Source organism: Thalassotalea coralli, assembly GCF_055786205.1.
In genome coordinates this window covers 1-13,340 of sequence record NZ_JBVVBK010000006.1, presented here as the reverse complement: position 1 = coordinate 13,340, position 13,340 = coordinate 1, and the positions used below count along the sequence as shown (strand labels likewise).

The window sequence follows — 13,340 nt, the reverse complement described above, 5'->3', positions numbered from 1 at the left end:
TATTAAACTGACACTAGATGCTGTTACTCAATCGCATAAGGCACTTCTATAGTTTCCATAAATATATCACGTCTATTATTAAGGTTCTTTGAATAGAATAAGTGATAAAACTGCTCATTATCGTGTACAAAGATAGGAGTGAAAGCATCGTTTGCTCTAATTTTGCTTGGAGTCGAAAATTGCAACGAACCTTCAAGCCATGTAGCGCTGTAACTGGAATCACTCGTGCTGTCGGAGAAAAGCAATTGGATACCATTATTGTTTATTAACTTAATTTCTTCGTAAATATAGCGATTTGATTTTAAGATTTGAATCTGGCTCCAAGTGATACCGTCTGGAGAGTGCATTGCAACGATAGCATTCTGGCCGATAGGATCCGAATCAGGGTGGTAATCATATGACCCATATACTAATAAGTAGCCGCCTTGATCTGTTTCAATTAAGTTGTGATGACTTTTAGTACCAAACTCAGACGTAATCTGGATGGGAGTGCTCCAAGTGAGCAGATCGTTTGACGTTACTAAGAAAATATCATCATCGTCGATAATACCTGACTTGTTATCACGCGCTTTTGAAAAAGAAATCATATACTGTCCAGAGTTGTTTTGGATAAAACCTCTTACATTTACCTCAGGGTATCCGCAATTATCGCAGGATAGCGTTGTTGCTGGCATAGAGATCTTTGACAATTGCAGCCAACTATTTTGCTCATCTTCCTTAAGAACACACAAAGCATTACCGTCACATTGTATGACGAAATATAGATCATTGTTTGCGTCCTCGAAAAATGTGCTTTCACCGAAATAATTGGATGCTAATGTAGAGTGTTGTTGCCACGTTTGTCCGTTATCAGTCGAAAGCTGAATGATTCGTGAAGCCCCACTATTACTAAAATTCCTAAACGAAACATAAAGGTTATTATTAGATGCTTTAAATACATCGTATAAATCAGCACTCTCTTCACGTTCAACTTCAGTGACATTGATCCCTGGCTCAGGATCTTCAATGTAAGGGCACCCTTCAGGATTATCGCAAATTACCCTAAAATCTCGTTGCTGTAGCCATGAATCATATAGTGAGATTTGATTGTCGCATTGGTTACTTAGCGTTGCACAATATACAGATGCACGTATAAAGAATTCTCCGGCATAAGTTGGTGCTTCTAGTGCTATCTGCCACATGCCGCTTTTCTCGTCAAAGCTACCGTTATAAATTCCATTATGGTCTAAATAACGATCTGGGTAGGCTTTGTCATAAATGTAAAATTGAGCATGCCAACCATCGATATTTTTAAGTATTGCCTGGTCTTTTCCATTGCCTCGAACACGAATGTTTATCGTTTCTTCGGGTGAGTAGTTTGGTTGAGTTTTACCTAATGAAATATTATCTTCTGTGTCTAAAACACCATCATTATCATCGTCTGCATCTTTATTGTCTCCTTGGCCGTCTTCGTCAAGGTCACTGTATTCAGTTGGGTCCAGAGGAAATGCGTCTTCGGTATCAAGAAAGCTATCGTTATCATCATCTGGATCCGCGTTATCGCCGACCAAATCTCCGTCACTATCTTGCCATTCAAAACCGTCAAATGGAAACACATCTGACTCATCCTCAACACCGTCATTATCGTCGTCAGTGTCAGCGTTATTACCAATGCCATCGTTATCATTATCGTAAGCTTCGGTTGGGTCTAATGGAAATGCATCGGCAGTATCGGCGACACCATCATTATCATCATCTGGATCCGCGTTGTTACCTACACCATCTTCATCTGAATCTAGCCATTCATTAGAATCTAGAGGAAAGGTATCCTCTTCATCAGTTACGCCATCATTGTCATCGTCGGTATCTGCGTTGTTTCCGATACCATCTTGGTCTGTATCAACCCATTCTGATGCATCTAACGGAAAAGCATCTTCTTCATCAATGAAACCGTCGTTGTCATCATCTGTGTCGGCATTATTTCCTGTTCCATCTTGGTCACTGTCGAGCCATTCTGAAGCATCCAAGGGGAACACATCCTGTGCATCAAGATAGCCATCATTGTCGTCATCGGTATCGGCATTGTTACCTATACCATCTTGGTCAGTGTCAAACCACTCCAAAGCATCTAATGGAAAAGCATCTTGTGCATCAGGATAACCGTCATTATCGTCATCGGTATCGGCATTGTTACCTGTTCCGTCTTGATCGGTATCAACCCATTCTGATGCATCTAACGGAAAAGCATCTTGTGCATCAATATAACCGTCATTATCGTCATCGGTATCTGCGTTGTTTCCGATACCATCTTGATCTGTATCAACCCATTCTGATGCATCTAACGGAAAAGCATCTTGCTCATCATTGTAGCCATCATTATCATCATCGGTATCGGCATTGTTACCTATTCCGTCTTGGTCAGTATCTAACCATTCAGCTGGGTCGAGTGGAAATGCGTCTTCATTATCGATGTAGCCATCATTGTCATCATCGGTATCGGCATTGTTACCAATACCATCTTGGTCGGTATCAAGCCATTCAGTCGCATCTAATGGAAAGGCATCTTCTTCATCAATGACACCGTCGTTGTCATCATCTGTGTCGGCATTATTTCCTGTTCCATCTTGGTCGGTATCAATCCATTCACTGCTATCAAGAGGGAAGGCATCTTCAGCGTTATTGACTGAGTCACCGTCGATATCATCGTCTAAGTGATTCGCAATACCATCGTTGTTGACATCATTAGTTAAGACAAAATTGGAAACAGGAATAACGTAGCTATAACTTATGAAGTCACTGACATCAAGGTCTGGGTTACCCGTTTTAGTAACTTCACTTGATAGCATGTTTTTAACTGATTCTGCCGAAAGTAATAACTCATTTCTGTTGGCTAATGGCGTATCAGTTAAGTTAATTGCTAATTCACTAAGTGACGCCGGAGCATATGAACTAATAGGCTCATCATTTTTGTCAAAAGCATCTATATTGCCATCTAGCATATCTACTGCGAGATCTTGTAGCACTATATCAATAGTTGTGATTGACTGATCTGCCTGATTTACTAAAGAGTATAGTTTTGATGCTAATAATTCATTTATTGCACGAACGAAAAATACGTGGTTATAGTCGGCCTCGCTGACAATGCTATTATTAAGTAATGCGGAAGTTTCAAATATATTGAGATCTTGAGGCAGACTCCAACCAAAATGACTTAATATTGCCTGATTTGCATCTAACATTGCCTCATCAAGAGGCTGGTCTTCTTTGGTTTTCTCAATAGCTATTGTGGTTGCTAATGTGGTTAAAACGGATGCAAACTTAATGTTTCCTTGCTGTATTTCTGCTTTACTAATTATAGTGCGTAATCTATTCAAGATTGGCGCTTTCTCTGTCGTAATGTCGATAGAGTCTTCGGAAGTTACAATTTCAAGCAGGTAATAGTCTTTTAGATCTCCAACCACTTGTAGATCGGTAATTTGCGTATTTTCATTTACTGTGCCTGAGCCTACTAAAGTGCCTTGCCCAAGTTCTTGTTGCTTATCAATTTGATAAAGGTTAACACTCGCTTGACTAATCGGTCCTTTAACAGCACCACCTTCTATTTGATAGACAGGGGGCGGAGGAGGAGAGGATTTTGTGCTACTGCTGGAATCACCACCGCCTCCACATGCAAGGATAAATTGAGATATTGCTACTGCAAGCAAGGTTTTTTTAGATATAGAAGCAAGGGACATCGCGGTTTCCTAAATCCATATAAGAGTTAATAAGTGATGCAAGAACAAGTGGTACTAGCCGTAATGGAAGGCGAATTTACCATATTTATAATCGTATACAAAAATAAATGATTGAATACAAATAAAAAAGCCTTACCGAAGTAAGGCCTGAAATGCTCGCTGTATGGTCTAGTTATACTAGCTTCTTATTAGTTATGTTTTGGTTATTATTATTATTGTTTTCCGTTAGCGCGGGACAATTTATAGCAAAGGCATTTTTGGGGTGCAACAACTTTATTAGAGCATTTATACCACGACTTTTTTCGTAATAAATAGCACATTTAGCCAAGTCCTTTAATTTAATAGCTTTACCGTGATTGTTAACTTTTTGGTCAAGTGTAAAAAAAAATGATCTTTCTTAGACAATTTGACGCAGAGCATAGATCAATCAAATTCTTGCTGGTAAAATGCGCGCACTTATTTACGGGGAATTGTTTTAATGACTGAACTTAAAAATGACACTTATTTACGCGCTTTGTTAAAAGAGCCTGTTGATTACACGCCAGTATGGATGATGCGCCAAGCAGGTCGTTATTTACCAGAATATAAAGAAACGCGTAAAGACGCTGGCGACTTTATGGCGTTGTGTCGTAATACTGAGTTAGCAACAGAAGTAACGCTTCAGCCATTAAGACGCTTTCCTTTAGACGCAGCAATCTTGTTTAGTGACATTTTAACTATTCCTGACGCGATGGGATTAGGTCTGTATTTTGAAACTGGTGAAGGCCCTAAGTTTGAACGCCCTATTACTTGTAAAGCTGATGTAGATAAAATTGGTCACCCTGATCCAGAGGGCGAGCTTCAATATGTAATGAATGCAGTGCGTTCAATTCGCAAAGCCTTAGACGGAAACGTGCCACTTATTGGCTTTTCTGGTAGTCCTTGGACTCTTGCTACTTATATGGTTGAAGGTGGCAGTTCGAAAGCGTTCACTAAAATTAAGAAGATGATGTATGCCGAGCCGCAAACATTGCATTTACTGTTAGATAAATTGGCTGATTCAGTCATTAGCTATTTAAATGCACAAATTGCAGCAGGTGCGCAATCTGTGATGGTATTTGATACTTGGGGTGGGGTGTTATCTCCGCGCGACTACAAAGACTTTTCTTTACAGTATATGGCGAAGATCGTTGACGGGCTAACGCGTGAAAATGACGGTAGAAAAGTGCCTGTTACTTTGTTCACTAAAAATGGTGGCATGTGGTTAGAGTCTATCGCTGCAACTGGCTGTGATGCTGTTGGTCTAGACTGGACTATTAATATTCAAGATGCAAAAGCACGTGTTGGCGATAAAGTTGCCTTGCAAGGTAATATGGATCCATCAATGCTTTATGCGCCGAAAGAGCGCATTGAAGATGAAGTAGCCACTATCTTAAAAGGTTTTGGTGAATCTAATACTGGGCATGTATTTAACTTGGGCCACGGTATTCACCCTGACGTAAACCCAGAGCATGCTGGACACTTCATTGAAGCGGTACATCGCTTAAGTAAGCCTTACCACAAGTAAGCTGTCTAATCTGAGATAAAAGTTATTGAGTTTAAAAGGAGCGCAAGCTCCTTTTTTTGTGAGAGGTTTTTATAGTGCCACTCATTGCACTGCTTTCACTCTCAAATTAGACTAAGTAAATAAGGTCTCGTTATTAATTTAACGAAATGAAAGAAACAAAATTTTTGAATAGGACTTCGAGTACCATGGTACGAAAATTATTATCACTTACTGCTATTGTTGCATTAACTGCCTGCCAGCAAACAGATACAAAAGGACAAGAGACGACGCCTAAAGAGAGTGAACAAACGGTAACACAAGAGCAAATGAAAGAAGAAACAAAGGTGAAGATCGAAAAAATCACAAAGCCAATTGAGCTTGAAGTGTCAATGCGCAGAGCAAGAGTTGAACGGTTCGATTTTGAAGGTGGTTTTTATGGAATTATCACTGATAAAGGCGATAAATGGTTGCCTTTAAACCTTGAGACTAAGTATCAACAACATGGCGCTATTGTTGAGGTATCTGGCAAACCTATTAAGGACATGATAACAACGAAGCAGTGGGGAACTCCGTTTAAAATCACTAAGATAGAATTAGTGAAATCAGGTGAAACAAAAGAGCACGCTGATAAATAAAATAACTTAGCTTAAGCAAAGTCGCTTTCTGGTGAGACTTTGCTTAAGCGTAATTATGTGGTTAAAACAACCTATTTAAACCATTCAACGCCGCCACCCTGAAGGCTTCTGCCATTGTAGGGTAATTGAAAGTTGTATTGACAAAATACTCAATGGTATTACCTTCACCTTTCTGCTGCATTATTGCTTGGCCGATATGAATAATTTCTGCTGCGTTTTCACCAAAGCAATGAATACCTAAGATTTCTTTCGTTTCTCTGTGGAAAAGAATCTTTAACGACCCCACTAAGCTATTTGAAATTTGAGCTCGAGCTAAGTGTTTAAACTGCGAGCGACCAACCTCGTAAGGAATTTTAGCAGCGGTAAGCTCTTGCTCAGTTCTTCCTACCGAGCTAATCTCTGGGATCGTGTAGATGCCTGTAGGAATATCACGAATAAGCTTTGCTGTACTTCTGTGGTCTAACATCGCTGTTGCTGCAAGTCTACCTTGGTCATAGGCAGCACTTGCTAGGCTTGGATAACCTATAACATCGCCAACAGCGTAAATATTGTCTATCGCTGTTTGGTATTGATCGTTTACTTGTAATTGGCCTCTGCCATCAGCTTTTAATTCTGCGTTCTCTAAATTTAAATCTGCTGTATTACCTGTTCTACCGTTAGCCCACAATAGGCAGTCAGCTTTCATTTTTTTACCAGACTCTAAATGCACTATTACCGAATCGTCTGTTGCTTCAACACGTTCGATTTGTTCACCATGGCGAATAACTACGCCACTATTCCATAAGTGATAACTTAATGAATCAGAAATTTCGTCGTCAAGGAATGAAAGTAAGCGATCTCGCGTGTTAATTAAGTCAACTTTTACACCTAAGCCTCTAAAAATAGAAGCGTACTCACTTCCTATTACACCTGCACCGTAAATGATGATAGAACGAGGGTCGTGAGCAAGTGACAAAATAGTGTCTGAGTCATAAACTCTAGGGTGACTGAAATCTATTTCTGCTGGACGGTATGGGTGAGAGCCTGTTGCAATAACAATTTGCTCAGCAGTAATTTTTTCAATAGAACCATCAGGCTTAACAATTTGCAGTGTATTTTTGTCAATAAATGATGCTTCGCCAACGATATGCTGGACGCGGTTTCTGTCGTAAAAGCCACTACGCAATTGTACTTGCTTGCGAATTACCGCCTCTGCGTGCTTTAAAATATCAGAAAAGGTTAAGTGTTTCGCTTTTTCATGCTTTCTAAAAAGTGGGTTTGAGTTGTACTCAATTAAACGGCTAACGCTTTGTCTTAAGGCTTTTGAAGGAATAGTTCCCCAATGTGTACAGCCACCACCAACATCTTTATACCTTTCAACAATCGCAACGCGTTTGTTTTTCTTTGATAACTCCATCGATGTACCTTCGCCGCCAGGGCCTGTACCTATGATGATTGCGTCGAAATCGTATTGTTTAGCAGGTGCTTTTTTGGAAGAGTTTGATTTGCTCAAGCGAGTTGCCCTTATTCTTAATTACCGCATTTTATGAATAAAAATTCTATCAGTAATTAAGAATAGGGTAAATTACTATAACTTGCTATAAATGTATCTTTTTCTGTAATTTATGCTTTTTTAGCAGCAGGAACAGCGACGTTCTCAATAAAATATTGCCATGCTCTTTTTTGCTGGTTCAAATTAAACTTTAACTCATTGTACTTTTGCAATAGCTCAGAGCTTTCAACATCAGCTTTTAGTTGCTCCCTCTTAGCGACAAGCAATTGCTTTTTAATTGCATAGTAATCGTTAATACGGACCACGAGAGCATCATATTCGCCTTGTAACCTTACTAACAAATCTTCCGCGTTTGGGTGTTTAGCTAGCTTTTCTTGTTTTTCTTTTAATACCATAGCTAATCGCGCTTTTTCGATTTTATCTTCAGGGCTTTTTCTTAGCTTGCTCGCTAAGCCAATGAGTGAAAACGTTTTGATCATCCATTTTGTCGGATCAAAGTGATACCACTTTATGCCATTACGATAATCGTTTTCAAAGATGTGGTGGAAGTTATGATAGCCCTCACCAAAGGTAAGGAAAGCTAAAAACCCATTGTCTCTCGCGGTGTTTTTCTCTGTGTAAGTTTGCTTACCCCAAATGTGCGCAAGTGAGTTAATGAAAAAGGTGGTATGGTGGCTTAATACTAATCTTAAAAAGCCAACTAACAACAAACTACTGATTATATCGCCATTTAAAATACCAAATAGTAAAGGCACACCAAAATTCATCGCTAAGGTTAATAGTAAGTAGTGCTTATGTTGCCACATAACAATTGGGTCTTTTTGTAAGTCCCTTACGTTTTCATAGTTGTTGTATCTGTGGGCTTGGTATTCTCTAAGCATCCAGCCAATGTGTGAATACCAAAAACCTCGTTTAGCTGAATATGGATCTACATCATTATTATCAACATGCTTATGGTGAATACGATGATCTGATGACCAGTGCAAAATACTATTTTGAAGAGCAAACGCACCGCCTAACGCGTAAATGAATCGAATAACGCCATGGGCTTGATATGTTTTATGCGACCATAAACGGTGGTAACCGGCAGTAATTGACATACCGCAATAACAAAAACAGGCAATCGCCATTAAAATTTCGCTTAATTCAAATCCATGTGTAAAGGCACGATAAGGTACAGCGACAGCAGCAACTAAGAATGTGATGACGAAAACTGCAACATTTAGCCAGATTATTTTGGGTTTGTTCATTAATTTTCTCAGGTAATTGAATTTGAGTGAACACGTGTACGCTATTTTAGTTGTCCTACCAGTCTAGTCAAGAAGAGTTTTATTAATTCATTATTAAATTCTTGATATAGATTAAGAGTACATGTGTAACTATTTGAAAATTTGTGGTTTACCCTGCTAGAGGAGTTTGAGTATTATAAAGTTAATAAATGCGTGATTGGTTAAAAGCAAATGAGTGGTATTCGAGCCCAACAAAAAGAAAAGACGCGTCGTCAACTTATTGATGCTGCTTTAGGGCAATTGAGCGCTGAACGCAGTTTTTCTAGTTTAAGTTTGCGAGAAGTCGCAAAAGAAGCGGGTCTTGCTCCCACATCCTTTTATCGCCATTTTGGTGATATGGATGAGCTAGGCCTGACCTTGGTTGATGAAGCTGGACTAACGTTAAGACAGTTGATGCGACAAGCACGACAACGCATTGAAAAAGGCGGCTCCGTAATCAAGATTTCGGTGCTGACCTTTATGGAGTTTATTGAGAATAATGGCAATATCTTTAGGCTATTACTTCGAGAGCGTTCAGGTACATCGGCAGCTTTTCGTGCTGCAGTAAATCGTGAAATTAGCTACTTCACCTTGGAATTGTGTGATTACTTGCAACAAGCGAACAAATTAGAAGCTGAAGTTGCTTACTTACAAGCAAATGCTGCGGTGACTATCGTATTTAGTGCGGGCTCTGATGCATTAGATGCCGATAGAAAAGAACGTGAGCAGTTGGCTATTCGAACTATTCATCAATTGCGGTTTATTGCACGCGGTGCTTTGGAGTTAGCAAACCGCGTGGAGAATAGCCAAGATTAGCTACCTTGGCACTATTTATTAGCGATGTTTACTTCCTTGTAAGAATAACACCTGTTTCAACGTGGTGGGTGTAAGGGAATTGGTCAAAAAGCGCGGCTTTTTCGACATTGTGCGTTTTAACTAAAGTTTTTAAGTTATCGGCTAAAGTCTCTGGGTTACATGAAATATAAATAATAGTGTTGAATCGAGAAACAAGTTCAACACTGTCATCGTCTAACCCCGCACGAGGTGGATCTACTAGTACAGTTTCGTAATCATAGGTGGTTAAATCTAAATCGCCTAAGCGCCTAAAAGACTTTTGTCCCATCATCGCCAGGCTAAATTCTTCACTCGACATACGCACAATTTTTACATTGTCTAAATTATTACTCGCTATGTTACGTTGAGCTGAGTTTACTGACGTTTTTGAAATTTCTGTACCTAAAACTCGACTAAAATTTTCAGCTAAAGCAATACTAAAGTTACCGTTCCCGCAATAGAGTTCTACTAAGTCGGTTTTTGTTTCATTAGCAAGCGGGCTTGTTGCTTGTTTAGCCCAAAGCAACATTTTTTCATTCACCTTACCATTAGGTTGGGTAAAGCTATTTTCTATTTGTTCGTAAGTAAATTGTTTACCATCTACTGTCAGTACTTCATTTACGTAGTCTTGATCGACAACTATTTTTTGTTTGCGAGCGCGGCCGATAAAGTTGATCGGACAGATAGATGACATGGTTTGTTTTAATTCTTCACATGCTTGTTGCCATTCATCTGTCAGAGGCTTGTGATACAGCATACTAATCACTGCTTCGCCGCTTAACGTTGTTAAAAAGTCAACTTGGAACAGCTTTCTACGCAATAGCTCGTGGTTGCGGATGTTATCGAGTAACGCCGTCATAAGCTCATTGATAAGTGTGCTTGCTACCGGAAAATAATCCACACGAAACTTTTGTTTCGTCGCTTGATCGAACATGATGTAATACAAATCATCGCCATCATGCCACACGCGAAATTCAGCTCGTTGTCGGTAATTGATTGGCTCTGATTCGTAGATTTCAAAAGCAGGCAAATCGAACTCTGCGAACAGTTCAGTCATATCTTGATGCTTTTCATCAAGTTGAGCTTGGTAGTTTTTCGGATCAATATGACTAAACATTGAAGGGCCCTTTAATTTTCAAATGGTAGATTACACAGAGTAACTATTAAAACGCGCAGATTTTAGCTTTATCCTGCATTTTGTCTAGTATTTTAGCATTAACGTTTCGATTTTTATGTCAATTTGTACTACCGAAATTGCTCAAGAAAGCGAGCTATTTGCCGATAACTTGTGCAGTTAAACCGTCAGTAAGGCTTGGGTATGGATAAAATCACTAATAGCAACTTAGCGAATATGCTAAATAAAGCGATGAAATTTCATCAACCTGAAGTAAAAGACCGAAACAGAGCTTCTGGTATTGAGCAGCGCGCCAACGATATTGTTTCATTTTCTAATAGCGGCAAGATTGCCCAAGATGTTGTCGTTAAATCGGTGCAAAATGCTTCTTCTTTTCTGCAAAGTAGTAGCGCGGAAATAGCTCCCAATAATAATGAACAAGGGTTTGATGTTGAAGCCGTTGTTTCAACCATCTTTGATTTTGTCAGTAACGGTATAAATGCAGCTAAAGAGCGTGGCGAAAGTGATGACTATATTAAAGAAATGTTTTCGCAAGCAAAGCAAGGGATTAATCAAGGTATAGATGAAGCGTTGGATGAATTAGAAAGTTTATCACTGCTAAATGATGAGCTATCGGGCAATATCGCTGCGAGTAGAGAGCAAGTTATCACTAAAGTCGACGACTTGTATGATGACATGTTTAATCCGCAAAAAGACAATGAGTCGCTGCAAGTTTCTCAGTTTGGAATAGGCGCTTATAAATCTTATAGTGAATCTAGTTCAATCGAGCTAGTAACTAATGATGGCGATAAGGTAAGTATTTATTTTGGTCAATCGCAAGAGTATGGCGCAGGCTTTTCATATAGTAATGGGCCGAGTCAAGGCCAAGCAAATGCTGGTTTTGCGTTTAGCGGTGCGCAAAGCCGAGAATTTTCCATTAGTGTGCAAGGTGAACTATCAGATGAAGAACGTAATGCAATCGGTGATCTCTTAGAACAAGTCGCTGAAGTGCAAGACTCTTTCTTTTCTAATGATATCGAGCAGGCGTTTAGCAAGGTACAAGGGTTGAATATTGATTTTAACCAAATCAGCTCTATGTCACTTGAGCTAACACAAACTCAGACTATTGCGACGCAAAGTTATCAGAAAGTGGCTGATTTAGGCGATTCGCCATTAGCAATGGCTAAAGAAGAAATTAAGCGACTCGAAGATTTCATGAATAACTTAAAGAGCCTTAAAGAACAGGTCGATCAGGAATTTAATTTAAGCTCTGGTCAGTTTGTTAGTTTAATGGATGCTATGTTTAATGAAATTTTTGAACCGCAGGCATCTAGTGCAGATGTCTTTCATCAGTTAGCTGAGCTGATTTCAACTGATGGTGGAGAAGCTATTTTAGACAAGGCAACCGAACTTTCGACGCCCACTGATGAAGTTGAAAGTAGTAATAGCGAAAATAAAGAATAATAAAAATTCGTTGGACGGGTTAATATCTTTGAGGTAGGTGGCTTTACTATTATATCTATATATAGCTGGCCACTTTATAAGGCCAGCAATATAAAAACATTACTGGCCTTTTATTATTTAATCAATTTTTGCCAATTGTTCTTTCTTAACGCCCCCTGCTACTGCAGCTCGTATGGCATCTTCTTCTTTCATTCCTGAGGCAATGGCAGATGCGACAATTTGATCAGCATGGCTTTTATCTAGACTTTCAATCGCTTTAGTAACTACTTCTTCTTTTTCATCGGGAAAGAAATCTAAAGCACTATCTATAAAGGCGGTAATTTGATCCGGCATAGCTTCTACAGCACCTTTTAATATAGCGATGATTTCGTCTGGGAAACTAGAAAGGGTATTACTCACTATTTTATCTTTATCTAAAGGATCTGTGACTATGGCAACTCGCACTATATCTTGCAGTTCACTTGGATTGTACTCTGCGGCAACTTTTATAAGCTCTTGCGCATAAGCTGGCTCAGTCTTTATTGCTATTTCTAGTAGCTCATCAACATTAGCAGCATTGGCGTCTAACATACTTGTTAATACTTCACATGCTAATACTGGTTCTGCATGCATAGCACCAATCATGATGTCTTTATATTTGTTAGGGTAAGCTTTTATAGCAGCACTAACAATGATGTCGACTTTTTCTGGGTATCTTGTTAAAAGTGAACTAACACTTTTGTCTAATGCTATTTGTTGTTTAACTTGTTGGTTTAGTAGATTGGTGACTAACCTTTCTTGTTTATCTCTTGCGAAATCCTTCGCCATAACACCGGTGCACATACCGCAAAGTAGCAACGAAACAATTAATCTATTCATTATTTGTTCTCTTACTAAATCTAAATAGCACCTTATATAGCTATCTAGTCATTATTATTTTTATAGGTAACAACTTAATATAGAGTAATCAGATTAAATAATCTCCTGATCATTTATACATGAAAATAACTGATTACCGCTATTTATCTAGTAGTTTAGTGTCTATTTTGAGCGTTAAGTTCAAAATGTAGTCAAACAAACATTTTTTTGAAAAAAAGGGTTGCGTCTTTTCAGAAGTTCTCTACAATGCGCATCCACTTCTCAGGGACAACCTAGAAGTCAGTGAGATGAAGTGTTTTTACTAGGTTTGTAGCAAAAACATCCAACACAAAAAATTATTTAAAATTAAATAAAAAAAAGTGTTGACATCAAAACTGAGATGCGTAAAATGCGCATCCGCTCTCAACGGTAGAGCACACGGGCAACACGAATGTGAT

9 protein-coding genes are annotated in these 13,340 nt (G+C 39.0%); 4 read left to right on the top strand and 5 right to left on the bottom strand.

Going from position 1 to position 13,340, the window contains the following annotated elements:
- Positions 1 to 23 precede the first annotated feature (23 nt).
- The gene (locus ACOB80_RS15015; protein ID WP_473166669.1) at positions 24 to 3,713 is read right to left on the bottom strand and encodes a thrombospondin type 3 repeat-containing protein; all 3,690 of its coding nucleotides are present in this window, start codon (positions 3,711 to 3,713) and stop codon (positions 24 to 26) included.
- Positions 3,714 to 4,191: 478 nt separating this feature from the next.
- Here ACOB80_RS15015 and hemE point away from each other — a divergent pair, with 478 nt between their 5' ends.
- Together hemE and ACOB80_RS15005 are read left to right on the top strand one after the other, a co-directional pair.
- A complete protein-coding gene (gene hemE, locus ACOB80_RS15010) occupies positions 4,192 to 5,259 on the top strand; it encodes a uroporphyrinogen decarboxylase (protein ID WP_473166668.1) in 1,068 nt (355 codons plus the stop codon).
- Positions 5,260 to 5,444: 185 nt separating this feature from the next.
- Entirely contained in the window at positions 5,445 to 5,873 is a 429-nt protein-coding gene (locus ACOB80_RS15005) for a hypothetical protein (protein ID WP_473166667.1), read from the top strand.
- 61 nt (positions 5,874 to 5,934) lie between these two features.
- Here ACOB80_RS15005 and sthA read toward each other — a convergent pair whose 3' ends face one another.
- Positions 5,935 to 7,365, bottom strand: a complete 1,431-nt coding sequence (gene sthA, locus ACOB80_RS15000) for a Si-specific NAD(P)(+) transhydrogenase (RefSeq protein ID WP_473166666.1) — start codon at positions 7,363 to 7,365, stop codon at positions 5,935 to 5,937.
- A 110-nt stretch (positions 7,366 to 7,475) separates the two neighbouring features.
- A complete protein-coding gene (locus ACOB80_RS14995; protein WP_473166665.1) occupies positions 7,476 to 8,615 on the bottom strand; it encodes an acyl-CoA desaturase in 1,140 nt (379 codons plus the stop codon).
- A gap of 210 nt (positions 8,616 to 8,825) precedes the next feature.
- Between ACOB80_RS14995 and fabR the strand changes: the two genes are divergently transcribed.
- Positions 8,826 to 9,449, top strand: coding sequence for an HTH-type transcriptional repressor FabR (gene fabR, locus ACOB80_RS14990; protein WP_473166664.1), 624 nt, complete (start codon positions 8,826 to 8,828; stop codon positions 9,447 to 9,449).
- A gap of 28 nt (positions 9,450 to 9,477) precedes the next feature.
- Here the strand turns inward: fabR and trmA are convergent, their stop codons facing one another.
- Entirely contained in the window at positions 9,478 to 10,584 is a 1,107-nt protein-coding gene (gene trmA / locus ACOB80_RS14985) for a tRNA (uridine(54)-C5)-methyltransferase TrmA (RefSeq protein WP_473166663.1), read from the bottom strand.
- A gap of 201 nt (positions 10,585 to 10,785) precedes the next feature.
- On the opposite strand from trmA, the gene ACOB80_RS14980 reads away from it, so the two are divergent.
- Positions 10,786 to 12,045 (top strand): DUF5610 domain-containing protein, encoded by a 1,260-nt coding sequence (locus ACOB80_RS14980; RefSeq protein WP_473166662.1) that lies wholly within the window; start codon positions 10,786 to 10,788, stop codon positions 12,043 to 12,045.
- Between the two features lie 117 nt (positions 12,046 to 12,162).
- On the opposite strand, the gene ACOB80_RS14975 is transcribed toward ACOB80_RS14980, so the two are convergent.
- The gene (locus tag ACOB80_RS14975; RefSeq protein WP_473166661.1) at positions 12,163 to 12,903 is read right to left on the bottom strand and encodes a hypothetical protein; all 741 of its coding nucleotides are present in this window, start codon (positions 12,901 to 12,903) and stop codon (positions 12,163 to 12,165) included.
- Positions 12,904 to 13,340 lie beyond the last annotated feature (437 nt).

Bases quoted from the DNA above. Each gene is read 5' to 3' on its own strand.
- ACOB80_RS15015 (WP_473166669.1), bottom strand. From the start codon at position 3,713: ATGTCCCTTGCTTCTATATCTAAAAAAACCTTGCTTGCAGTAGCAATA.
- hemE (WP_473166668.1), top strand. From the start codon at position 4,192: ATGACTGAACTTAAAAATGACACTTATTTACGCGCTTTGTTAAAAGAG.
- ACOB80_RS15005 (WP_473166667.1), top strand. From the start codon at position 5,445: ATGGTACGAAAATTATTATCACTTACTGCTATTGTTGCATTAACTGCC.
- ACOB80_RS14995 (WP_473166665.1), bottom strand. From the start codon at position 8,615: ATGAACAAACCCAAAATAATCTGGCTAAATGTTGCAGTTTTCGTCATC.
- fabR (WP_473166664.1), top strand. From the start codon at position 8,826: ATGAGTGGTATTCGAGCCCAACAAAAAGAAAAGACGCGTCGTCAACTT.
- trmA (WP_473166663.1), bottom strand. From the start codon at position 10,584: ATGTTTAGTCATATTGATCCGAAAAACTACCAAGCTCAACTTGATGAA.
- ACOB80_RS14980 (WP_473166662.1), top strand. From the start codon at position 10,786: ATGGATAAAATCACTAATAGCAACTTAGCGAATATGCTAAATAAAGCG.
- ACOB80_RS14975 (WP_473166661.1), bottom strand. From the start codon at position 12,903: ATGAATAGATTAATTGTTTCGTTGCTACTTTGCGGTATGTGCACCGGT.